Source organism: Xylanibacter ruminicola, assembly GCF_900142525.1.
Classification (GTDB): Bacteria; Bacteroidota; Bacteroidia; order Bacteroidales; family Bacteroidaceae; genus Prevotella; species Prevotella ruminicola_A.
The window spans coordinates 190,010-213,245 of record NZ_FRBD01000002.1 but is presented as its reverse complement, the minus strand read 5'-3'; the positions used below and the strand labels follow the sequence as shown (position 1 = coordinate 213,245).

17 protein-coding genes are annotated in these 23,236 nt (G+C 46.1%); 9 read left to right on the top strand and 8 right to left on the bottom strand.

The features are described 5' to 3' along the window. The first annotated feature begins 15 nt into the window (after positions 1-15). Positions 16-2,739: a LuxR C-terminal-related transcriptional regulator gene (locus BUB86_RS02045; RefSeq protein ID WP_175549378.1), complete on the top strand. Its 2,724-nt coding sequence runs from the start codon at positions 16-18 to the stop codon at positions 2,737-2,739. On the opposite strand, the gene BUB86_RS17120 is transcribed toward BUB86_RS02045, so the two are convergent. The 3 genes from BUB86_RS17120 to BUB86_RS02035 all read right to left on the bottom strand — a co-directional run bounded on the left by BUB86_RS17120 (position 2,670) and on the right by BUB86_RS02035 (position 5,770). Then, positions 2,670-2,948, bottom strand: coding sequence for a hypothetical protein (locus BUB86_RS17120; protein WP_139261302.1), 279 nt, complete (start codon positions 2,946-2,948; stop codon positions 2,670-2,672). The genes BUB86_RS02045 and BUB86_RS17120 overlap by 70 nt on opposite strands. Positions 2,949-3,059: 111 nt before the next feature. Next, a complete protein-coding gene (locus tag BUB86_RS02040; RefSeq protein WP_175549377.1) occupies positions 3,060-5,144 on the bottom strand; it encodes a VapE domain-containing protein in 2,085 nt (694 codons plus the stop codon). A 191-nt stretch (positions 5,145-5,335) separates the two neighbouring features. Then, on the bottom strand, positions 5,336-5,770 hold the full coding sequence (locus tag BUB86_RS02035; RefSeq protein ID WP_073204530.1) for a DUF6078 family protein: 435 nt from the start codon (positions 5,768-5,770) through the stop codon (positions 5,336-5,338). Positions 5,771-6,034: 264 nt separating this feature from the next. On the opposite strand from BUB86_RS02035, the gene BUB86_RS02030 reads away from it, so the two are divergent. After that, positions 6,035-6,934 (top strand): AEC family transporter, encoded by a 900-nt coding sequence (locus BUB86_RS02030; RefSeq protein ID WP_254795067.1) that lies wholly within the window; start codon positions 6,035-6,037, stop codon positions 6,932-6,934. Here BUB86_RS02030 and BUB86_RS02025 read toward each other — a convergent pair. Then, entirely contained in the window at positions 6,888-8,072 is a 1,185-nt protein-coding gene (locus BUB86_RS02025; RefSeq protein WP_073204525.1) for a ComEC/Rec2 family competence protein, read from the bottom strand. The two genes, BUB86_RS02030 and BUB86_RS02025, sit on opposite strands and share 47 nt — an antisense overlap. A 114-nt stretch (positions 8,073-8,186) precedes the next feature. Between BUB86_RS02025 and BUB86_RS02020 the strand changes: the two genes are divergently transcribed. Continuing rightward, complete coding sequence (locus BUB86_RS02020) at positions 8,187-9,185, top strand: TerC family protein (RefSeq protein WP_073204522.1); 999 nt, start codon at positions 8,187-8,189, stop codon at positions 9,183-9,185. 2 nt (positions 9,186-9,187) lie between these two features. Then, positions 9,188-10,252, top strand: coding sequence for a M20 family metallo-hydrolase (locus tag BUB86_RS02015; protein ID WP_073204519.1), 1,065 nt, complete (start codon positions 9,188-9,190; stop codon positions 10,250-10,252). Between the two features lie 44 nt (positions 10,253-10,296). On the opposite strand, the gene BUB86_RS02010 is transcribed toward BUB86_RS02015, so the two are convergent. From BUB86_RS02010 to dut, 4 genes are read right to left on the bottom strand one after another with little or no spacing between them, the layout of a single operon-like run. Beyond that, positions 10,297-11,904, bottom strand: coding sequence for a peptidoglycan DD-metalloendopeptidase family protein (locus tag BUB86_RS02010; RefSeq protein ID WP_081373043.1), 1,608 nt, complete (start codon positions 11,902-11,904; stop codon positions 10,297-10,299). Continuing rightward, positions 11,904-12,767, bottom strand: coding sequence for a DUF4292 domain-containing protein (locus BUB86_RS02005; protein ID WP_073204512.1), 864 nt, complete (start codon positions 12,765-12,767; stop codon positions 11,904-11,906). The genes BUB86_RS02010 and BUB86_RS02005 overlap by 1 nt, the downstream gene beginning before the upstream one ends. Continuing rightward, positions 12,764-14,359 carry a tetratricopeptide repeat protein gene (locus tag BUB86_RS02000; RefSeq protein WP_073204627.1) on the bottom strand — a complete coding sequence of 532 codons (1,596 nt, stop codon included), beginning with the start codon at positions 14,357-14,359 and terminating at the stop codon, positions 12,764-12,766. The genes BUB86_RS02005 and BUB86_RS02000 overlap by 4 nt, the downstream gene beginning before the upstream one ends. A gap of 11 nt (positions 14,360-14,370) precedes the next feature. After that, a complete protein-coding gene (gene dut / locus BUB86_RS01995; protein ID WP_073204511.1) occupies positions 14,371-14,808 on the bottom strand; it encodes a dUTP diphosphatase in 438 nt (145 codons plus the stop codon). Positions 14,809-14,958: 150 nt separating this feature from the next. Here dut and dgt point away from each other — a divergent pair, with 150 nt between their 5' ends. From dgt to BUB86_RS01970, 5 genes are all read left to right on the top strand, one after another. Continuing rightward, complete coding sequence (gene dgt / locus BUB86_RS01990) at positions 14,959-16,296, top strand: dGTP triphosphohydrolase (RefSeq protein WP_073204625.1); 1,338 nt, start codon at positions 14,959-14,961, stop codon at positions 16,294-16,296. Positions 16,297-16,358: 62 nt separating this feature from the next. After that, entirely contained in the window at positions 16,359-17,684 is a 1,326-nt protein-coding gene (gene miaB, locus BUB86_RS01985; RefSeq protein WP_073204508.1) for a tRNA (N6-isopentenyl adenosine(37)-C2)-methylthiotransferase MiaB, read from the top strand. Further along, the gene (locus BUB86_RS01980; RefSeq protein ID WP_073204505.1) at positions 17,681-19,507 is read left to right on the top strand and encodes an ABC transporter ATP-binding protein; all 1,827 of its coding nucleotides are present in this window, start codon (positions 17,681-17,683) and stop codon (positions 19,505-19,507) included. The genes miaB and BUB86_RS01980 overlap by 4 nt, the downstream gene beginning before the upstream one ends. After that, complete coding sequence (locus BUB86_RS01975) at positions 19,491-21,290, top strand: LTA synthase family protein (protein ID WP_073204503.1); 1,800 nt, start codon at positions 19,491-19,493, stop codon at positions 21,288-21,290. The genes BUB86_RS01980 and BUB86_RS01975 overlap by 17 nt, the downstream gene beginning before the upstream one ends. Beyond that, entirely contained in the window at positions 21,287-23,236 is a 1,950-nt protein-coding gene (locus BUB86_RS01970; protein ID WP_073204500.1) for an LTA synthase family protein, read from the top strand. The genes BUB86_RS01975 and BUB86_RS01970 overlap by 4 nt, the downstream gene beginning before the upstream one ends.

Genomic DNA, 23,236 nt, shown 5'->3' with positions numbered 1-23,236 from the left:
AAAAATATGATAGGTATGATGAAATGGTTATTAGCACTCATTGCCTTCGTTGCAATACCAGTGATGGCCCAGACGCCTTGGCAGCGGGCTGTGGTTAACTATTCGCGCCAATCTTACCAGTCGGGCAACCAGAACTGGCAGATAGGTCAGAGTCCTGAAGGATGGATGTACTTTGCCAACAACAACGGTCTGCTGGAATACGATGGCACCAACTGGACCACCTACCCCCTACCGGGCAACACCAAGGTGCGTTCGGTGCTGCCTGTAGGCGACACCATCTATGTGGGTGCCTTAGGACAGTTCGGCCGCTTTGTGCGCAACGACAAGGGCAGGATGGTTTATCAGGAACTCTCAGGCCGACTGGGCGAGAAGGAGCAGATAAACATCTGGCACATACACCGCATAGGCCATGATGTGTATTTCCAGACCGATGGCACCTTCTTCATCAACGACTACAAGACCCGTATGGCCAGCCATCCTGGCATCCGCTATTCTAACGTTGTATATAACAGGCTCTATATCACCACCTCCAAGTCGGTATCTGTACTCGTAGGCAACCAGTTCATACCTCTGCCGGGCATCGACATCAGTCAAACATCTAATATTGTGGCCATCCTGCCCTGGCAGCAGCAACTCTTGTTTGTCACCAGTCATAAAGGACTGTTTCTCTATAGCAACAACAAACTGCAGCCGTTCAGTCTGACTGCCGACATCAGTAACATGCAACTGTCGTGTGCAGCACTGTCTGGCACGACCTTAGCACTGGGCACCCTGCAGGATGGTGTTATCCTGATCGACCTGAAGCAGCACAAGGTGGAGCGCATCTCTACCAACAACGGCCTGCAAAACAAAACCGTGCTCTCGGCCACCTTCGATGCCGACAAGAATCTATGGCTGGCACTCGACAATGGTCTCGACTGCGTTCAGCTATGGTCGCCACTCCGCTTTCTCAACAGTCGCCAGTCGCCTATTGGTAGCGGCAACTGTAGTATCACCTATCAAGGCAAGCTCTATTTCGGCACTAATCAAGGATTGTATGCCATGGATGGTAACCATATTAGTTTTATAGAAGGAACAGGTAGTCAGGTACTATGCCTGGATACCATTGGCGGACAGTTGTTCTGTGGAGGACGCCAATTCTTTATCAACATCAATGGCAATCGCATAACGAGATATAGTCATCGTGGCGTTTGGGGTGTTCGTGCATTAGGCAACCATCCCGACATCCTGATTACCAGTTCTTACTGGGGATTACGACTGATGCGGCCAACAACGCAAGGATGGCAGATGGCGGAAGAAGTGAAAGGTGGTGACATCTCTGCGAAGACATTCTATGTTGAAGACATGACAGATGCGATCTGGGTGGCCAACAAAGAGAAAGGGCTCTACCGCCTGACGTTGACAGACAACCTGATGGGCGTAAAGAGTAAGAAATGCTACAACTCAGTGGCATTACCCAAAGGAGATAACGTGTATATTGCCAAAGTTGACGGTGAGATGGTGATAGCCAGTAGACAGGGACTTTTCCGTTATGATGCAACGCATGACAAACTGGTTAAGCATACTGCATTGGAGAACAGACTGAGCGGTTCTGCAGCATACACCTATATCAATCAGAGTGACGATGGCAGCATCTGGTATGCATCAGAAGGTGCCATACACGTTAGCAAAGGGAACCATCTGCAAAGCTACCTGAATGACTGTCTGATGGAGGATTTCGAAAATGTCAGCTTCACCAATCGCATGCAGGCTATTATCGGCACTGAGGATGGATTTGCCATGCTCGAGAAACACCTGTCGCCCGATTCTATCCGAGTCATACAGCCTTATATCCGCAAGATCATCATTGGTAACAACACCGATACCCTCTATTATAAAGCAGAGAGTCCTGTTATCAGCTGGCGAAATAATTCATTGCATTTCGAGTTTAGTGCCAATAGTTACGATCCTACCCAGACCGTTAGATTCTGCTACTGGCTCGAAGGCTCTGGAGAGAAGGACTGGAGTCCTGCCACAAGACTCCACACGAAGGAATACACCAACATTCCTGAAGGAAGATACATCTTCCACGTAAAAGCCATAACGGCTGACGGCAGTATCGGAGGCGAGACCAGCTTTGCGTTTACCATTCTACCTCCATGGTATCGCACATGGTGGGCCTACACCTTATATATAATAGGTATTATAGCTATCATCTTTGTCATCTATCAGCGCATCAAACAGAGCCGTCAAAGACTTATCCGCCAGAAAGACAAGCAGATTGAGAATCTGGAAGAAGAAAAGCTACAGATAGAGCTGAGAGCACAACAAGACGAACTGGTACGTTCGCGAATGAACGTGGTTCGCAAAAACGAGATGCTACAAGAGATAAAGAAGACTGCGGTAAGCATCAACAACGGACTAAACGAGGAAAATCTGCCAACAATCAAACGACGCGTAGTCAGACTGATAGGGCAGATTGACACCAACATCGAGCACGATGACGATCTTGAAGCCTTCCGCAATTCGTTCGACAGCGTTCACCACAATTTCCTAAAGACCTTAGGCGAGCGTTATCCACAGCTATCACACAAGGAGAAAATGCTTTGTGCCTACATCCGTATGGATCTGATGTCAAAGGAGATTGCCCCACTTTTAAATATCTCCATCCGTGGAGTAGAGATAAGCCGTTATCGTATCCGACAGAAACTGGCCTTGTCACAAAAAGAGAATCTTACAGAGTTTCTACAATCACTTTGAGGCGTACTCATCTTGGCGATACCTCCAAACACCACCATATTCATAATCACCGTCAGAATGGGCTGTATCAGATACCACAGCGGACCAAGGATAGTCTGCTTATACTGCACCACGATATTACGCCTCACGAACAACTCTATCAGGTCGCGATAGCGCCAGATTTCTCCCAGATCGATATGCCACAACCTTTCATGCGGCCTGATCTTCATAGTCCAACATTGTTTTTGCTCTATTTCAGACATAACCAATCTCATTAATATTACAACGCTACATGGCTTCACTCCAAAGTCGGTGTTTCTACCCTTATGGCAACAGAACTGCTATTTTCGCAGTTTTACCAGATATTCTGTACCTTTTGTGGTGCGTTTTCGCTGAAGATTGGGTATATTCGACAGCGTTCTGCCGAAATGATTCAGGCTATTGAGCCTCAAATCGCTACCTGCGAGCTTCTTGATGTGGGCAAAAATGGCCGATGATGTGAGATATTTGCCGTCATTCTCATTAGTTGCAGGCTCAAAACAATCGTTGAAATACTGTTCTGCAGGCGTCAACTGCTGGAACTGACGATTCGACTCCAGTATCTGTTGTGTCTGCTCATCGTCAAAATAGTATGATTCATGATGATCGAGTGCATACAGAGCCTGCGCAAAAATCTGTTTGTAGTTGGGATTTCGCGATATGTCGATAGGCCCCGTCAACTCTATGCCCAAAAAGCGACGGCCTCCTGAAGGATCGGTCAGCACATCAGCCTGATTGGTAGCACCGATAAACGAGGCCATACGCGGGAATGGCTCCACATGTTTGCCGTAGGGGCGCTTCACCTTCACACAGGGCAGTGTGATGACGTTCTTCAGGAACCCCTGCTGTAGCTGCGGCGAAATCTGATTGAACTCATCCAGGTTGATCAACAGAAACTGACTCATGGCCTGCAACGTCTGACGTTTCTCGCTCACATCAAGCTGATTGGTGAAGCCCCACTGCAACTCCGGTGGCAACAGCGACTGGATGAAGGTGGACTTGTTCCAACCCTGTTTCGAAATCAGCAGCGGTGCTATCTGATTACCATAGCGGTCGTAGATGCTCGACTGCCACTGGCGCACCATGCCAAGAAACCAAGTATAAAACCAATCGGGCCAATACGGATTCTTAGTCGGCACTTTGCGGGCCAACTCGCGTATACGGTCCTTGCCATCCCATTTGCCTCGGCACTCGCTCAGGTAATCCCAAACGGGATTGTATTCCGGTATATATGATGAATGGATGTACCTCGAAACGTCCTTATCCCACACGTTAAGACCAGACAGACGACATTCGATAGCTATGCGATTCAACACGCGATCATCTACAGGAATATACGGATGTACCCAGGTGTGATTGGGGCGATACTCGGTGTAACCCATCACCGTGTTAAAACGGAACACATAGCGCGATGACAGATGGTCCATCATCTGTTGCTGTTCTTTGCGTATCTGCAGGGCAGTATCACCCGTTGCCTTTTTCTTTGCAGGTGCTTCTGCATATACCGTTCCTACGATGGTGCGGATATGGTCATCCTCCACTTCGGTCCACAGGTGTGAACGCATGTGGAGCACAGCCTCCTCGGCAGGGAAACCCAGTTGGCGCAGTCTGCGGGTAAGGGCTGTGAGATAAGCTTCATCGCGGTGCTTGTCGCCATCAAACCGGGTCCCCATCTCCTCCTGGATCTGTGCCGAGGCCGATCGATACAGATATTCGTAGTCGTTATACTTGTCGTAGTCGCTCTGTCGCTGTTCGGGCTGCTGAGGTTTTACTGTTGCCAGTTCTTCAAAAGCAGATACCTGTAGGGCTGTCGCTTTCAGGTTCAGCAACGGATTCTTGTCTATCGTCATGCGGAATGTCATCCTGGCCGATGCCTTCTGCTGAATAACCTGACCAGCAAACAGCCCGCCATACACTTTCATTGCGAACTTGTATCCAACTTCGCAAAGCTTATCTGTCTCTGCTTCCGATTCTGGCATTGGCTGGTCTTTTGGCGCTATGCGAACCAAGAGTTTTACTGTTTTGCCGCTACTGCCCGTAAAGGCTGCCAAGGTTGATGGCATACCCATCGCCAGCGCTTTAGCCTGCTCAACCTGTCCGTTATCCTCGAACGTTCCGAGGGTGAGTAGTATCAAACCGTTCCACATCCTGAATTCCAGATCGCCATTGGCATTCTTGGTTAGTTCGGATGTGGCACATACGCGTGGCATCAAGTGCATGTCCTTATATTTCCAGCCCAGTTTGGCTATCATAGGCAGTTGGCGCCTGAAAGTGGCTATCACCTCCTTGCCAATGTCTGTTTTCATACGGTCCATCAGCGTTTCGATGGTTCGGGTTGATACATGCTGAATGTTCTTTTTGTCTGTTCTGATAACTGTCGCTTTCATATTTATATTTTTTCCAAATGGTTTGTAATGGTCGTTCAGATAGTCTGTTGCAGTTGTTCCGAAGTCATCTACGAATCGTTCAGATATCATTTTACTACTATTACAACTTAGTTGTAAAACCGTTACAACGTAATCGTAATGCCGTTACAGTTAGTTTGTAATGGCATTACAAGCAGTTTGTAATAAAGTGTTCAGGTGAAGTCGTATTCCTCTTTAGTATGGCCAAACACCACTTCGTCGGTATACCCTGCCCGGCGGAAAATGCGGCGGATATCCTCCTGCTGCTTGGGTGAGAGCCATTTCTTGCCGTTCCGATACAGGTAGTAGGTGCCGTTACCTCCCAGATAGTCGGTTATACTGCGGCGCTTTTCAATAAACATGTTGGAGGCGCGTGGGTTATCCTTCACAACGAATCCGGTTGCAAGTGTTACCTTCTCGTCCTTACGATAGAATCGGCACTGGCCGTTCCTGAGTGCATTCGGATAGACAGCCGATCCGATCACCTTATCATCGGGCATCTCGAGTGCCGATTGGAATCGCAGACAGCTATCATGCATCGGGCACTGCGCATTGAAGCAATAAAGCCAGCTTGGAGATATCTGGCTTGAGTCATATTTCTTTGCCATATTTATTATTTAAATCTTAATGGTTTAACATTGCAAAGATACAAAATTTTAAACGCTTTTGCAAGCTTTTTACCAAGTTTTTTCGAGTATTTTCAGCTTTTTTTACCCATTTGGGCTTTGTTGCCATAAAACATTTTGTTGTTATCATAACCAACTGCCTGACAATCAAAAAGTAATGGCCGTGATAACAATAAAACAACAAAATCGGACTAAAATTAGTGATTTTGGGATATTATTTGTACCTTTGCACCCATGTTTACAGTCATGATGACATTGTTTGCTATTGTTATATTGGGATATGTAGCTGGCAAAATAGGATATCTGGGGGGTGACTTCGACAGACAATTGTCGAGACTGGTGATCAATATCACTTGCCCGGCACTGATTCTCTCGTCTGCGATGACGGGTGAATTGCCAGACAGGGAGTATATTCTGCCATTATTACTGATAAGCATCGTTACATATGCCGTACTTACAGGTGTGGCTTTCGTGCTTCCCCGCTTTCTCACCAAGGACAAGGCCGATGAGGGAGCAATCGGTTTTGCACTGATGTTTGGCAACGTGGGCTTTATGGGCTATCCCGTTGTAGCATCGATATTTGGACACGAAGCCGTGTTCTATGCTGCTGTATTGAATGTGGTAAATACTTTTGCAGTGTTTACCATAGGAGCAATACTTATTACGGGAAAAGGCGAAGTAGAAGAAAGACGAATTGAGAAAAAGATTCTCTACTCTACCCCAATGCTGTCGGCCTACCTCACGATGCTGATTGTAGCCCTGAGAATAGACGATATTCCCGCATTCATCAGTCAGCCACTCACCATGATTGGTAACATCACCGTACCTGCCGCCTTGCTGATTGTAGGTTCTTCTATGTCGAACCTATCACTGCGCTCGCTACTGGGCAACAGCACAGTATATGCCACAACAGCATTCAGATTAGTCATATTGCCGATCGGCATCTATTATATGTGCACAGCATTGGGATTTTCGAGTTTCGTGGTTAACATCAATACAGTAGTAATAGCCATGCCGGTAGCCACTTACGGCACCATTCTCTGCCTGAAGTACGGCAAGGACACAACGATGATTACTGAGGTCACCTTCATCACCACCCTCATCTCGATGCTCTCCATCCCATTATTGGTTTTATTCTTTCTATAAACAGATAGATACAGAAGATAAGCACATAGATAAGCAACACCTGAAGGACACTTGGGTGGAGGTTATCAATGCTTGCTCCTGGCATAGCTGTGATTCTGAGTAAAACGGCATTCAATAGTTGTACTATATATAATAATATGTACGCAAAGGAGGGAAACAGCAATACGACTATCGACAGCCATAGTATAACCATTGCTGCAGGAATCACAATGAAGTTTGTAAGCAGGAAATAGGTTGAGAATCGGCCGAAGTAGAAAGCTATCAACGGAGCAACGCCCAACTGCGCTGAACAACTTACCACCGCTAATCCCCAGATACGCTTTATCCATCGATGTTCCATAAGATACTCTGCTGGAAACACATCCTCGAACAAAGGAACAAACAATAATATAGCCAATACCGCCATAAACGACATCTGGAATCCAACATCAAAAAGCCACAATGGATTACACATCAGCATGACTATTGCCGTAAAGGCAAGGGCGTTTAACGACATCTTATCTCGATTACCAATAGAAAGGATTCCATAAACAGTTAACATCACTGCTGAACGAACCACACTGACAGACATTCCCACCAGGAAAACAAACGCCCAAACAGACAAGATGATCAGCAACTGCGATAATGCCGGCCAACGTCGAAGAGGCAAGAACAGCGAAAGCAACATATAAATAATGCCAAGGTGCAAACCACTAAGTGCCAACACATGCGAAGCGCCACTAACGGAATAAGTATCCTTAATATGGTGAGTCAAAGCCGACTTATCGCCAAGACACATTGCTGCCACCACAGCATAGGCATCGTCATCGATACCATTATCAGCAAAACGATTGAGCAACTTGCTACGCTGATTCAAGAAAAATGCTTTGGAACGGTCTATATACGATATGTTTTGTGAGTCATCAGGTATAGACATTTGACGCTGCATAAGATACATGCCCATTATAAGGAAACACAACAATATAGCGAACGATTGCAAATACTTATGCTTCCATAACAGCAGAGCAATGATCACAATTCCAGCCAAGACAGGCAACATGGGTATAGATAACGTAACGTATTTGGCAATGACGATACCAATAATCATACACGCCACTAACCTCAGCAAGGGAGCATTATCCAACAATCTGTTACGCATACCGAGATGCAAAAGTACAACTTATTTTCGTATTCTGAGAAAAAAACGTAATTAATTTGGCTTTTTGCACGTTTATTCGTAACTTTGTGGCCGAATAAAATAAAAAGGAGAATAATGGAAATGGTAAACATACCTATTTGGGCGTGGATATTGTTCTACATACTAGTGCTGATCATGTTACTTATCGACCTGAAGTCGTTTGGCAAGAAAGGTCAGCACGAGGTGGGCGTATCCGAGGCTCTGAAAATGACCGCCGTATGGATCGGCGTGTCGTTGGTCTTCTGCGGCGGCATCTATCTGTGGTATCCAGCTGACTCACATGAAAAGGCTATGGAGTTTCTGGCAGGCTACTTGATAGAGAAATCGCTATCTATGGACAATCTATTTGTATTCCTGATGCTATTCTCATTTTTCGGTGTAAAGAACAAATACCAACACGAGGTTCTGTTCTGGGGAATATTCGGAGCACTGGTTCTACGCAGTATATTTATATTCGCAGGAACAGCCATGATAGCCCAATTCGAATGGATACTTGGTTTGTTCGGACTGTTCCTTATTTACACAGGCATCAAGATGTTCAGCCATAAAGACGATGAACAGGTAGACCCATCAAAGAATATCTTTGTAAAGCTGTTTAAGAAGTTCTTCCCTGTGACTGACCAAATGCACGAGGACAAATTCTTTATCATAGAAAACGGGAAGCGCCTTGCAACACCTTTGTTTATCACCCTACTGGTGATAGAGACAACAGATGTGGCGTTTGCAGTAGACTCTATCCCTGCCGTTTTCTCAGTAAGCCGCGATCCGTTTATCGTGCTCACATCAAACATCTTTGCTATCCTCGGATTGCGAGCACTTTACTTTGCTCTTGCCGCTGTAGCTAAATATTTCACTTACCTGAAATATGGGCTAGGTATCATTTTAAGCTTTGTAGGCGTAAAAATGCTTCTAGCAATGAATGAATACGTGAATGCAGCAAGCGAACTCATAGGATTAAATATCAATATGCCACATATCGAAGTTCCCACAACATGGTCGTTGGCTATTATCTTCGGAGTGCTGGTCATGTCGATGTTACTTTCTGTATGGATTTCAAGAACTAAAACCAATTAATTATGGAGACCAGAAACTACACCAACGATGCGGTTGAGTTGCTGAAGGAACTGATTGCGATTCCTTCAGTAAGTAGAAACGAGACAAAGGCAGCCGACAAATTGGCAGAGCGCCTTAAGACATGGAATCTACCTTTCGGACGAGAAGGAAATAACATCTGGATAGGATGTCCTGATTGGGACAACAATCGTCCCACAGTGATGCTTAATGCCCATATTGATACTGTTAAACCCGTTAGTTCATGGACTCGCGATGCCTTTACCCCAACCCAAGAGGGCGACTTACTATACGGGCTTGGAGCAAATGATTGCGGTGGCGGCTTGGTTTCACTACTACAAACCTATCGTATCATGCTTCAACGTCCGCGCAACTATAACCTATTGTGGGTAGCCTCTGCCGAGGAAGAGGTATCAGGCGATAATGGATTGAGTAGAATATTACCACTATTGCCAAAGGTTGATGTAGCCATAGTAGGCGAGCCAACAGGCATGCAACCAGCCATAGCCGAAAAAGGCCTGATGGTTATCGACGGCTATGCCCACGGTAAGTCAGGGCACGCAGCCAGAAACGAGGGCGTGAATGCTATATACGAAGCACTTGATGATTTGGTATGGCTTCGCGACTATAAGTTCCGAAAGGTTAGTCCATTACTTGGTGCTACAAAGATGACTGTGACCGTGGTTGAAGGTGGTACCCAGCACAATGTTATACCAGACACATTACACTTTATTATAGATGTACGCACCAACGAATTCTATCAAAACGAATACCTGTTCAATTTCCTCTGCAAGAAAATGACCAAGTGCGAGCTCCGCGCTCGCTCTTTCCGACTGCATTCTTCGGCCATATCTCCAGAACATCCTCTTATTAAGAGATGTATAGAGAGAGGTATGCTGCCATTTGGCTCGCCCACGCTGAGCGATCAGGCCCTGATGTCATTCCCATCATTCAAACTGGGACCTGGCGAGTCAAGCCGTTCGCACTCAGCCAACGAGTTCATCAAGATCTCAGAGATAGAACAGGCCATCGATACCTATGTAGGATTGTTGGATGGATTGACACTTTAGCGTCTATCTGGCTTTGTTGCCAGAATTGACACTTCGTGTCTATCCTATCTGGCCAACCATCCTTCAGGATTTAGTTTTGCGCTACCATGGCGCAACTGGAACTGCATCATACCTTCGGCACCCACACGACCAAGCGTCTGTCGGGTGCTTACTTTTTGTCCACGACTCACGCTGACTGATGCCAGATCGCAGTATACAGACAGATAACTACCATGGCGAACAATGACAACCGTTGTGCCGGCATAGCTAAATACAGCACTCACCTCGCCATCAAAGATACAACGCACAGCAGCACCAGGCTGTCCCTTGATGTCAATGCCTTTCTTATCAAGCGTAACATGACCTTTTACATCAGTAACATGGTTCACACCAAAGTGATTCACAATACGATATGCGCCAGTGATAGGCATAGGCAGACGTCCACGATTACTCTCGAAGTTACCACTTAACTGGCGATCTTCTGACGAAACAGTATAGACACTCTCAGCCTTTTTTGCCTCAGCCACTTCTTTCTCATGGGCCTTTGCATCAGCTGCAGCTTTTCGTTCTGCAGCTAAACGGGCGTGCTCAGCCTCAGCGGCAGCACGTTCTGCAGCAGCCTTCTCTTCAGCATTCTTCTTGGCCGCAGCACGAGCCTCTGCTTTAGCTTTTTCTTCTTTGGCCTTAGCCTCGGCTATACGACGCTCATTCTCCTTGCGAGCAGCTTCGGCAGCGGCCTTCTTTCTGGCCAGTTCCTCAGCTTTACGCTTTGCTTCGGCTTCAGCCGCTTTACGTTTGGCTTCAGCTTCGGCACGTGCCTTAGCTCGTGCTATCTCTTGAGCAATCAGTCTGTCAATCTGAGCATTCAGCTCTGCATCACGTTTCTTCTGTTGTTCTATGATACTTTGGATTGTCTTCTGCTGTTTCTGCAGCGATGTCACCATCTTCTGCTGCTCTACCTGTTTCCCCTCAAGCGATCTGCGCTCCCGTTCATCCTTAACCAACAGGTCATTCTTCTGTTTCTTAGTGTCGGTAAGCTCATCATAAGCCTCGCCCACCTGAACTTTCATCGACTTTACAGCCTCAGCCTGATTCTGCTGATAAATAGCATACTCGCGCACGAATCTAAGTCGTCGATACATCTGCGACAAGTTCTTGGCACTGAAGATAAACATCAGCTGACTTTGCATATTGCGGTTTCGGTGCATATAACGCATCGACTTGATGAATCTCTGCTTACGCTCCGCAAGCTCACCCTCAAGATATTTCATGTGGACCTCAAGTGTATGGATATCGCCATCAAGACGATTGATATCATTTCGGATTGTATCAATAGACTTACGCTTATCCGCAATTTCGTTATTGATAATCAACAGATTCTGTAATCTTTTCTTAACATCACGCTCGTTAGCCTGAAGCTTACGTTGCTGTTCGGCTATCTGCTTGCGCACTCTTTGCTGCTCATCCTTAAGGCTATTAACAGTAACAGGCTGCTTGGTAGTGGCAGTATTCTTCGTAGTAACCTTTTTGGTGGCAGTTTTCTTTTTGGCAGTGGTAGTGGTACGCTTCTGAACAGACGTTTTTTTCGCCTGCTGTGCCATAGCAGGCGAAGAAAACGAGATGAGTGCAGCAAGCACCATCACGATATAATTACAACGAAATACTCTATTCATCATAGAGCCATGAATCGGCGGAGTATCTCATCCACTGTTACCTCACGATATTTGTTAGATACTTCTGTTCTAGCCTCCCACTCTGTATCAGAACCTAGGTAGTTCAAAGTAATGCCAAGCTTAACTTCCTTTTCTGGTGTGGTAAGTTTAATCATGTGTTTCTTAGGATACATCTTACGGCTGAACACTTCGAAATCAGAGTAGTCCCAATTAAGTTGGGTATTACCATTGAAACGATCCTTATATAGGATGTTGGCCATACGGATGATAGCAGTATTCTTACTAGCCAGCCAGCTGTAATCCATCTTTCCGTCCTCAAGGCTGATAATCATATCATCACCACTCTCGATGGTAGAGAAGTTAGGCGTATTGGTCTTATTCTTATCCAGAACCACTGCCTCACTACCCTGATTAGGCTTGAACAGTTCGTTCCAGAACAAAGCCTGAAGAGCTGCGAAGTTCAGTCCACTATTACGCAAGAAATCTATCTGACGATATGGTGCTTTCAGATACTGCTTATTAATACGGTCCATTATCAGCACATAATCTTTAGTGAACTCCAAACGCCCTGCTTCAACAAATCCGAAAGCCATCAGCTGAAGACGGATCACATCGTTTCGTCTCATCTTCAAGTTACCAGTAAGTGTCAACTTCTGTGGGCCAACCTCTACAGAGAATTTCACCTTCGAAGTAATGAACTTGGCCGTCTGCTGGTTATCACGCACTTGTTGCATGAAGTCAGCATCTTGAGGCTTAGCTGCCATAGACACATTTGTATCAACGACCTTCTTGTGCGATTTACACGACACAAGCATTAATGGCAATGCCAACACGGCAATTCTTACGATACTTTGTAGTTTCATTGTCGATCTATTTTTTGTTTTATTTTATCTGCATGTTCTTTGATAACAGAGTTATCCTGGTTCTCGTCCAGATTCTGTAAAGCCTGTTCTATATATATATGAGCCTCAGAATATCTGCCCAACATATATAGTATCCAGGCATATGTATCAAGATAGGTGGCATTCTTTGGCTCGGCTTTAATGGTCTTAAAACTCATCTGCTCTGCCTTATTAAGCTGCTCGCCTGCCTCACTAAGGAAATAGGCATAGTTATTTAAACAACCCATATTATCGTCTTTCCACTGAAGGCACGAGTCGTAAGCTTCGTACGACTCCTTTACCATACCTTTCTGATGCAAAATATCGCCCATCACCGCATAGAAGTCGGATACAATGGCGGGATCACTGTCCTCCTTGATAACATCGATACCATTCTTAAATGCCGAAAGAGCAGCATCCAGACTATCACGACGATAGAATGCTACGCCTTGATAATAATAGAAAGCCATCTCATCTGGGTTATACTGGCGTGCATCCTGACAGAGAGATATAACACGCTCCATATCATCAGCCTCCCAGGCGTATCCTATAAGCTGCAGGCGGGCCGACGAATTATCGGGAGCAATAGCAAGCGCTTTTTCCAACACCTTTCCAATACTATCCTTAGGCATTTTCTTGATGTTCATATACGACGCACACAGAATAGCCATATTCTCATCAGTCTGAGGTTGTTTTAATATCTTATCAAACAACTGTAACACCCTTGTACTATCGCCACCAGCATTCTCGCTTGCCGATATTTCTTGGCGCAACAGATGTATCTTCTCTTCCATAGTGGCATTCTTATTCAAAAGCACGCGCTCTGTAAGCGAGTCGGCTATTTCGCTATGGTTCAAAGCCTGATGATACGTACGAAGAGACATCAATACACGATTATTATCAGGTTCTTCCTTCAGAATTTTATTGTATACCTTGAGTGCCTTTTTCAACTGACCATTCATCATCAGCGTTTCACCATAGAGCGCCAGATAGTTAAAGTCGTTAGGATACTTCTCCGAAAGGGCCTTGATCTCCGCAATGGCCGCTTTCTTATTTCCCTGGCGGGTATAAATCTCACTCTTAGCCATCGAGAGCCGTTCACTCTTTCCATCAATGGCTTCGATTCTGTCCAACACCTTCACAGCATTATCAAGATCATCAACCTGTTGATACAACTGAAAAAGCATCTCCAACAAGTCTTCACGCTCCTTATCACGAGCATATATTTTTTCTACCACAGGTATGGCGGCTTCAAAATCCTGCTGGCGGATATACGCCTGAGCAAGAGTTTCCATATAGGTCTCGTTATCAGGATCAAGCGACGCTGCCTTCTTTATATATTCAAGACTTTTATCCGTATTCTTAAGTGCATTATAATATTGGCCCAAGAAATACCAAGCCTCAGGTGCATCTGGATTTATCTCTAAGCAATGACGTAAAAGATCAAAGGCCGCATCATTATTGCCTTTCTGTCGCTGGATCATTGCTTCGAGAAAGAACTCGTCATAAGTACGTTGTCCGTAACCAATGGTCACAGATAGCAACAATAACAATGACAGTCCTATTTTCTTCATTCCACTCATTATCATTTTACGCCTGTATGCCCATAGCCACCCTCGCCACGTTCAGTCTCATCGAGTACATCAACTGATATAAACTCGCCCTGCTCATGACGCGCTATCACCATCTGAGCAATGCGTTCACCATCCTCGACAACAAAATCCTCGTTAGAAAGATTGATAAGTACTACGCCAATCTCACCACGATAATCGGCATCGATGGTTCCCGGAGTATTAAGTACAGTGATTCCTTTTTTTAATGCCAATCCACTTCGAGGACGAACCTGTGCCTCGAAACCAACAGGCAAAGCAATATGTAATCCCGTTGGGATCAGCTTACGCTCCAATGGTTTCAGTATAATGGGGGCATCTATATTAGCTCTCAGATCCATACCTGCACTCTGCTCAGTGGCATACTGAGGCAGTGGCTGGTGACCTTTGTTTACAACTTTTATTTTCAGCATAATTTAAAATATATTTTAATCAATGTGCAAAGGTAGTGCTTTTAGCTTAGAAATCAGCCTTTCGAGGCCTAATTTTTTGATTTTTTCGTTAATTTCTGCGAAATGTGCACATACTGCGGGTATTTTTTATACCTTTGCACACAGATTATGATGAATTGGCAACAACTTATATCCAACAAGCGCCTTGGTCAGGAACATCGTCATCCAGAGCGCCACGATGACCGAACAGAGTTCAAACGCGACTATGATCGCCTTATTTTCTCTGCTCCATTCCGTCGTCTCCAAAATAAAACCCAGGTATTCCCGCTCCCAGGTAGCATTTTTGTGCATAACCGCCTGACTCATTCGCTCGAAGTGGCTAGTGTAGGTATGTCTTTGGGTAACGATGTAGCATCGTTGTTAATCAAAAAGCATCCAGAACTCAAAGACAGTCTTTTTCCGGAAATAGGTCAGATAGTAGCTACAGCATGTTTAGCTCACGATTTAGGCAATCCCCCGTTCGGTCATAGTGGCGAAAAAGCCATTCAGTCATTCTTCACTGAGGGGGCCGGAAACGATCTTCAACGACAGGTCAGTCCTATCTTTTGGAACGACATGATTCATTTCGAGGGCAACGCCAATGCCTTTCGCCTTCTCACCCATCAGTTCAAGGGCCGACGCCCAGGTGGTTTTGTAATGACTTATTCAACCCTTGCCAGCATCGTAAAATACCCTTTCTCTTCGAGCGCATCCAGCAAGAAGGGCAAGTTCGGATTCTTTGATTCCGAAAAGGCATATTATCGTCGTATAGCCAATGAATTAGGTATTCCATGCAAATCGGAGGCTGGCGAGCCATTGCGTTATGCGCGTCATCCGCTAGTATATCTTGTTGAGGCAGCCGATGACATCTGTTACGAGATTATGGACATTGAGGATGCGCACAAACTTAAAATTATTTCACACGAAGAAACCATGCAACTTCTACTTGCATTCTTCGACGAAACCACACAGAAAAGCATCCTTAAACGCATAGAAGACGAGGGTGTAAATGACAATAACGAGAAGATTGTTTATCTGCGTGCCTGCGCAATAGGCAAGCTCGAGAACGAATGTGTTCACGTATTTGTAGATTATGAAGACGAGATTCTTAATGGTGAGTTCCAAGGCAGTCTTATTGACCACATTAGCGATTTACCACAGAAGGCATACAAGAATTGTTGTGCACTTTCGGTAGAGCGCATTTACAAGAGCCGCCCCGTACTTGACGTAGAACTATCTGGTTATCAGATTATTCAGACACTCATGGAGAAATTTATCAACGCGGCAACTCACCCAGAACGTTTTTACTCAAAGCACCTTATTAGTCGCGTATCAAGTCAATACGACATTGATGCTCCCGATCTTGAGACTCGTATCATGGCGATTATCGATTATATCAGTGGCATGACCGATGTATACGCTCTTGATGTCTACCAGAAGATCAATGGTATCTCCTTACCAATTGTATAAATTGAAAATAAATATTAATTTATTTTGCATTTCTATTAGTTATTTGTACCTTTGCAGCCGAAATGAAGAAATTATATATTGAAACGTATGGCTGCCAGATGAACGTGGCAGATTCTGAAGTAGTAGCATCGGTAATGCAGATGGCTGGTTACGAGACCACCGAGACTCTTGATGAGGCCGATGCAGTTTTCCTTAATACCTGTTCAGTTCGCGACAATGCCGAACAGAAGATTTTCCACCGTTTAGATGCTTTGGATGCAGAGCGCCGCAAGGGTCATAACATGATACTTGGCGTGCTTGGCTGTATGGCCGAGCGTGCCCAGCAGGACTTGCTCGACAATCACCACTGCGACCTCGTGGCTGGTCCTGATGCCTATCTCTCACTGCCTGACCTAATTGCTCAGGCCGAGTTAGGTCATAAAGCGATGAACACAGAGCTTTCTACCACCGAAACGTATAAAGATGTAGTTCCACAACGTATTGGCATTGGTCATAAGATTGGCGGATTTGTTAGTATCATGCGTGGCTGCAACAACTTCTGCCACTATTGCATCGTACCCTACACCCGTGGTCGTGAGCGCAGCCGCGATGTTGAGAGCATCTTACGTGAAGTGCGCGATTTGCGCGACAAGGGATACAAAGAGGTTACCTTGCTGGGACAGAATGTTAACAGCTATAAGCTAGATGGTCTAGATAATCTAGAAGTTCTAGATTTCCCTGCACTTCTGCGCAGGGTTGCTGAGGAAGTTCCCACCATGCGTGTGCGCTTTACCACCTCGCACCCAAAGGACATGAGCGATGAGACTCTGCGTGTTATTGCCGAGATGCCAAATGTATGTAAGCATATCCACCTGCCCGTTCAGAGCGGTAGCGACAGAATTCTCAAACTGATGAACCGCAAGTACACCCGCGAGTGGTACATGGATCGCGTAAACGCCATCCGCCGCATCATTCCTGATTGCGGACTCTCTACAGATATCTTTGTGGGTTACCATTCAGAGACCGAAGAGGATCACCAGCTGTCGCTCTCACTGATGCGCGAGGTTGGCTACGACTCTGCATTTATGTTCAAATACTCTGAGCGTCCAGGCACTTATGCATCGAAACATCTGCCGGATGATGTGCCTGAGGAGGAGAAGATCCGTCGTCTTAACGAACTCATCGCTCTGCAGACAGAGATGTCGGCCATCCAGAACAAGAAGGATGAGGGCAAGGAATTCGATGTACTCATTGAGGGATTCTCAAAACGCTCTCGCGAACAGCTTTGCGGTCGCACCGAGCAAAATAAGATGGTGGTATTCCCTAAAGCAGGCCACCATATTGGCGAAACTGTGCGTGTAAAGATTACAGGTTCTACCAGCGCAACCTTATTAGGAGAAGCCTTATGAAAGAATTCCTAAACGTGCTGAGGCGATTTGTTCCGCCATATAAGAAATATCTGGTGCTGTCAGTAGTGTTTAACATCCTGTCGGCAGTACTCAATATTTTCTCTTTTGCAGCGCTTATCCCTATTCTTCAGATATTGTTCCAAACCAGCGACGCTGAGACAGCCACCTCACTTATGGCGTGGGATTGGTCCAACATACAGGCAGTACTGATGAATAACATGAACTACTATGTCAACGGACTTATAGCAGATTGGGGACAGACCACAACACTGTTGTTTATCGGTTTATTCCTTGCTGTCACAACTTTCTTGAAGACCGGTGCATATTTTCTTTCTGCGGCCACTATCATACCTATTCGTACAGGTGTGGTGCGCGATATCCGCAATCAGGTATATCATAAGATAACCTCACTTCCTCTGGGTTTCTTCTCTGAAGAGCGCAAGGGTGACATTATTGCTCGCATGAGTGGCGATGTTCAGGAAATTGAGAATTCAATTATGGCATCACTCGAGATGCTGTTTAAGAATCCTATTCTTATCATCTCTTATTTTGCTGCGCTCATCTTTATCTCATGGCAACTCACACTCTTCACACTCATCATCGTACCTGTCATGGGATGGTTTATGGGGTATGTAGGTCGCAAGTTGAAACAGGATTCTATTAAAGCGCAGTCACTATGGAGCGACACCATGAGTCAGGTAGAAGAGACACTTGGAGGACTACGTATTATCAAGGCTTTTTGTGCCGAAAAGAAGATGAACAACAGGTTCGACAACATTAACACGGCATATCGCAACGATATTATGCGTGTTAACATACGCCAATCTTCTGCTCACCCCATGTCTGAGTTCCTTGGCACTATCCTTATTGTTATAGTTCTGTGGTTTGGTGGTGTATTAGTGCTCAATAACCACACACTCTCCGGACCTATCTTTATCTATTACATGGTGATGCTCTATTCGATCATCAATCCACTCAAGGATTTTTCGAAAGCCGGATACAACATTCCAAAGGGACTTGCTTCTATGGAGCGTGTAGACAAAATTCTGATGGCAGAAAACACCATTAAGGAGCCAGAGACACCCAAGCATATTTCAAGTTTCGAACATCAGATAGAGTTCCGCCACGTATCGTTCAAGTATGGCGAGCAGTGGGTTCTTAAGGATATCAACCTCACCATTCCAAAAGGCAAAACTATAGCACTCGTAGGTCAGAGCGGTAGTGGAAAATCTACTATGGTCGACCTTATTCCCCGCTACTACGATGTTCAGGAGGGCGAGGTACTCATCGATGGCATCAACGTCAAGGATCTTGGTATCCATGACCTTCGTCAGCTTATAGGCAATGTAAATCAGGAGGCGATACTGTTTAACGATTCCTTCCGCAACAACATCTCGTTTGGTGTTGACAATGCCACACAACAGCAGATTGAAGAGGCAGCAAAGATAGCCAATGCCTACGAGTTCATCATGGCATCAGAGAGTGGTTTCGACACCAACATCGGCGACCGCGGAGGCCGACTCTCCGGAGGTCAGCGCCAACGTGTATCTATAGCCCGAGCCATTCTTAAGAATCCACCGATATTGATTCTCGACGAGGCCACATCGGCACTCGACACAGAAAGCGAGCGTCTGGTTCAGGATGCATTGGAGCGACTGATGAAGACCCGTACCACCGTGGCTATCGCCCACCGTCTTTCTACCATCAAGAATGCCGATGAGATTTGCGTGCTCCACGATGGAAAGATTGTAGAGCGCGGCACCCACGAGGAGCTTTTGTCATTCGACGGATATTATAAGAAGCTACATGAAATGCAGAGTTAAGTTTCTGGTACAGACATACCTGTGGACCGTCATCGTGTTCGTCATGGCAAAGGTGGCTTTCATGCTCTTCTGCCGCGAGGGACATGAGTTTGCCTTTGGCGACATGTTCCAGGTAGTATGGCACGGCCTATCTCTTGATTTGTCTACGGCCCTCTATTTTTTCATTGTACCATTCTTGCTTAGCATCGTAAGTATCTGGTATTGGGCCAAATGGCTCACACAATTGCTACGCGGTTATTTTCTGTTCATCTCACTGGTGTTCGCCTTGGCCTTCGTGGCCGACACCAGCCTCTATCCCTTCTGGGGCTTCAAGCTCGATGCCTCGTGCCTGCAGTATCTTGAGTCTCCCAACGAGATGGCAGCCAGTGTATCTGCCATCTACATGATTATCCGCTTCCTTGCATTTGCAGTAACCACCATTGTTATCTATGGCGGATATAGAAATATTGCGCCACCCCAGCACCGCACCGCCACACCACCGAAATACGTATCTCTTATTCTTCACCTCATAGCGATTCCTGTCATCATCATCGGTATCCGCGGTGGCCTTGACGAATCGGCTACTAATATTGGACAGGTATATTTCTCGCAGAACCAGTTTCTGAACCATTCTGCCGTTAACCCTGTGTTCAATTTCCTCGACTCGATAGACAGTCTTGACAGCAGCAATATCAGCTACGATTTCATGAGCGATGAAGCATGCGAGAAGATAACGAGCGAACTTTTCAATACAGAGAGTATCGATGTCGACACACTGCTCAACACACCCACACCTAACATCATCGTTATTCTGATGGAGAGTTGTGGCGGACAGTTCACAGAGCTTAGCGGACGTAGTGACATCACTCCTCATCTTAATCGCCTGACCAACGAAGGAATCTACTTCACCAACTGCTACGCCAACTCGTGGCGTACCGACCGCGGCACGCTATGCACCTATAGCGGCTATCCCTCGTTCCCCACAATTTCAGTCATGAAACTCCCCGCCAAGAGTCGTTCCCTGCCCTGTCTGGCACGCTCTCTTCGCGATACCAAAGGCTACGCCACCCACTATCTCTATGGTGGCGACATTAACTTCACCAACATGCGCAGTTACCTTATCGGTGGCGGCTTTGAGCAGCTAACATGGAAAGCCGACTATTCTGCAGCAGACCAGAAAACCGCCGAGTGGGGTGTGCGCGACGATATCACCTTCGGCACCCTATTCGATATGGCCACATCTATGTCTCAGCCATATCTCATAGGTTACTCAACGCTTAGCAGCCACGAGCCGTGGGATGTACCCATCCATCAGTTTGACGATGAGGTTCTCAATGCCTTCTACTATCTGGACCAGTGCATTGGCGATTTCATAGCCAAACTACGTAACAGTAAAGCCTGGCAGAACACCTTGGTTATTATGCTGCCCGATCATGGCATCATCTATAAGGAATACGACGAGTTGCACCCTCTGCGCAATCACATACCTATGATATGGGTGGGCGGTGCCGTCAAGGCGCCTCGCCGCGTGGAAACAATCTGTAATCAGACCGATCTCCCAGCCACATTGTTGGGGCAGTTGGGCATTTCTCATACCGACTACACCTACAGTCGCGATGTGCTTAGCCGCAGCTACACGCATCCGCTGGCCATACATACATACAATAATGGATTCTCGCTGGTAGACAGCACCGGCTTTACGGTATTTGATCTTAACACCATGCAAACCGTTAAGGGCAATGGTGATATCAACTTGGGTAAAGCCATACTCCAGTCAGCATCCAAAGACCTCAATGCACGATGAAACAATTATTAAACAAATCCTTCGCCCCTGCTGTAGCATTAGCATGGAACCTGATACTGGTATATCTGGTATACATGATGGCCCGATTAGAGTATTATGCCGAGAACGCCAGCTATTTTGACTTTACACTCGAGATATTCCAAGGCGGATTGATGTTTGATACGTCAGCAATTCTCTACACCAATGCCCTCTATATCCTGCTGATGCTTATTCCCTGGCACAGAAAGGAGAATACTTCTTATCATCGTTTCTGCAAGTGGCTCTACATCATTGTAAACAGCATCACCCTTACCATCAATCTGGCCGATTCTGTTTACTTTAAATATACCATGCGTCGCACCACCAGTTCGGTGTTCAGCGAATTTTCCAATGAGAACAATCTGGGCAGCATCATAGGCAGAGAATTCCTAACCCATTGGTATCTGGTATTGCTTTTCGCCTTGATAGTATTCGCGCTTTGGAAGCTTTATGCCATGCCAAGCCTCAACTACCGCACAATCTTATACAAATGGAAATACAACGTGATTTGTCTCATATCGCTTCTCATAACAATTCCGTTCTGTGTAGCAGGCATGCGTGGAGGCTTTGCCACGGCAGTACGCCCCATCACAATATCAAATGCCAATCAATACGCCAAGCGCCCCATTGATGCAGCATTGGTACTCAACACCCCCTTTGCACTCCTCAGGACCTATGATACCAATGTATTCGTAGTGCCCGATTACTTCGACAACGAGGCAGAGTTAGAAGCCACCTACTCCCCCATTCACAACGGCTCTCTATCGTCCACGCCATCACCACTTACCACGAAGAAAAACGTAGTTATTCTGATTGTCGAGAGTTTCGGTCGAGAGTATATCGGGGCTCTGAATCGCGACCTTGACGGTGGCAGCTATAAGGGTTACACCCCTTGTGTAGATTCGCTCATTGCCCATAGCACCACATTCCGCTATAGCTATTGCAATGGCCGTAAGAGTATTGATGGTATGCCTTCTATACTCTCCAGCATCCCCATGTTCATCGAGCCGTTCATATTAACACCGGCCTCCATGAACCAGCTCAGCGGTATTGCCTCAATCCTTTCAGACGAAGGTTACGCCACAGCCTTTTTCCATGGCGCCCAACGTGGTTCCATGGGTTTCCAGGCTTTTTCGCGCGCTACAGGTTTCAAAGAATATTATGGTCGCGAAGACTATAATGACGACCCTCGTTTTGGTGGCGACAAGGATTTCGACGGCACATGGGCCATCTGGGACGAGCCTTTCCTGCAGTACTACGCTACTAAGATGTCGGAGATGAAGCAGCCCTTTATGACAGCCCTGTTCACCGCCAGTAGCCATCATCCCTATGTAGTACCAGAAAAGTACAAGGATGTATATCCTGAAGAAGGCATCATTATTCACAAGTGTATACGCTATACCGATATGGCCATAGGCAAGTTCTTCAAGAAAGCCAGCAAGGAGCCTTGGTTCAATAACACGATTTTCGTCCTGACGAGTGATCATACCAATCTATCCGATCACGCATACTACCAGACCGACCTTGGTGGTTTCTGCTCGCCCATCATCATCTACGAGCCGGGAAATCCCGAAAGAAAGCCTGAGATACAGGACAAGATTGCCCAACAGATTGACATACTCCCCACAATCATGGGTATGCTCAACTACCAGAAGCCCTACTTCGGCTTCGGTATCGACCTGCTGAACACACCTGCTGAAGATACTTGGGCTGTAAATTACCTCAACGGCATCTATCAATACGTAAAGCACGGCCATGTGCTGCAGTTCGACGGCACCAGAACTACAGGCATGTATTCCCTTTCCGACTCACTGATGCAGCACAACCTTACAGGCCGCTTGCCTCAGCAGCAGTCTATGGAACGCGAGCTCAAGGCTATCATCCAGCAGTATATGTACCGTATGGTAAACGACAAGCTACAGCCTTAG

What these genes read in the sequence shown, in the direction of transcription:
- BUB86_RS02040 (WP_175549377.1), bottom strand. Translation starts at nt 5,144, where the DNA reads ATGAAAGCGACAGTTATCAGAACAGACAAAAAGAACATTCAGCATGTA.
- BUB86_RS02035 (WP_073204530.1), bottom strand. Translation starts at nt 5,770, where the DNA reads ATGGCAAAGAAATATGACTCAAGCCAGATATCTCCAAGCTGGCTTTAT.
- BUB86_RS02030 (WP_254795067.1), top strand. Translation starts at nt 6,035, where the DNA reads ATGATGACATTGTTTGCTATTGTTATATTGGGATATGTAGCTGGCAAA.
- BUB86_RS02045 (WP_175549378.1), top strand. Translation starts at nt 16, where the DNA reads ATGATGAAATGGTTATTAGCACTCATTGCCTTCGTTGCAATACCAGTG.
- BUB86_RS02025 (WP_073204525.1), bottom strand. Translation starts at nt 8,072, where the DNA reads ATGCGTAACAGATTGTTGGATAATGCTCCCTTGCTGAGGTTAGTGGCG.
- BUB86_RS01975 (WP_073204503.1), top strand. Translation starts at nt 19,491, where the DNA reads ATGAAATGCAGAGTTAAGTTTCTGGTACAGACATACCTGTGGACCGTC.
- BUB86_RS02005 (WP_073204512.1), bottom strand. Translation starts at nt 12,767, where the DNA reads ATGAAACTACAAAGTATCGTAAGAATTGCCGTGTTGGCATTGCCATTA.
- dgt (WP_073204625.1), top strand. Translation starts at nt 14,959, where the DNA reads ATGAATTGGCAACAACTTATATCCAACAAGCGCCTTGGTCAGGAACAT.
- BUB86_RS01980 (WP_073204505.1), top strand. Translation starts at nt 17,681, where the DNA reads ATGAAAGAATTCCTAAACGTGCTGAGGCGATTTGTTCCGCCATATAAG.
- BUB86_RS02015 (WP_073204519.1), top strand. Translation starts at nt 9,188, where the DNA reads ATGGAGACCAGAAACTACACCAACGATGCGGTTGAGTTGCTGAAGGAA.
- dut (WP_073204511.1), bottom strand. Translation starts at nt 14,808, where the DNA reads ATGCTGAAAATAAAAGTTGTAAACAAAGGTCACCAGCCACTGCCTCAG.
- BUB86_RS02010 (WP_081373043.1), bottom strand. Translation starts at nt 11,904, where the DNA reads ATGAATAGAGTATTTCGTTGTAATTATATCGTGATGGTGCTTGCTGCA.
- BUB86_RS01970 (WP_073204500.1), top strand. Translation starts at nt 21,287, where the DNA reads ATGAAACAATTATTAAACAAATCCTTCGCCCCTGCTGTAGCATTAGCA.
- BUB86_RS02000 (WP_073204627.1), bottom strand. Translation starts at nt 14,359, where the DNA reads ATGAAGAAAATAGGACTGTCATTGTTATTGTTGCTATCTGTGACCATT.
- BUB86_RS02020 (WP_073204522.1), top strand. Translation starts at nt 8,187, where the DNA reads ATGGAAATGGTAAACATACCTATTTGGGCGTGGATATTGTTCTACATA.
- BUB86_RS17120 (WP_139261302.1), bottom strand. Translation starts at nt 2,948, where the DNA reads ATGAAGATCAGGCCGCATGAAAGGTTGTGGCATATCGATCTGGGAGAA.
- miaB (WP_073204508.1), top strand. Translation starts at nt 16,359, where the DNA reads ATGAAGAAATTATATATTGAAACGTATGGCTGCCAGATGAACGTGGCA.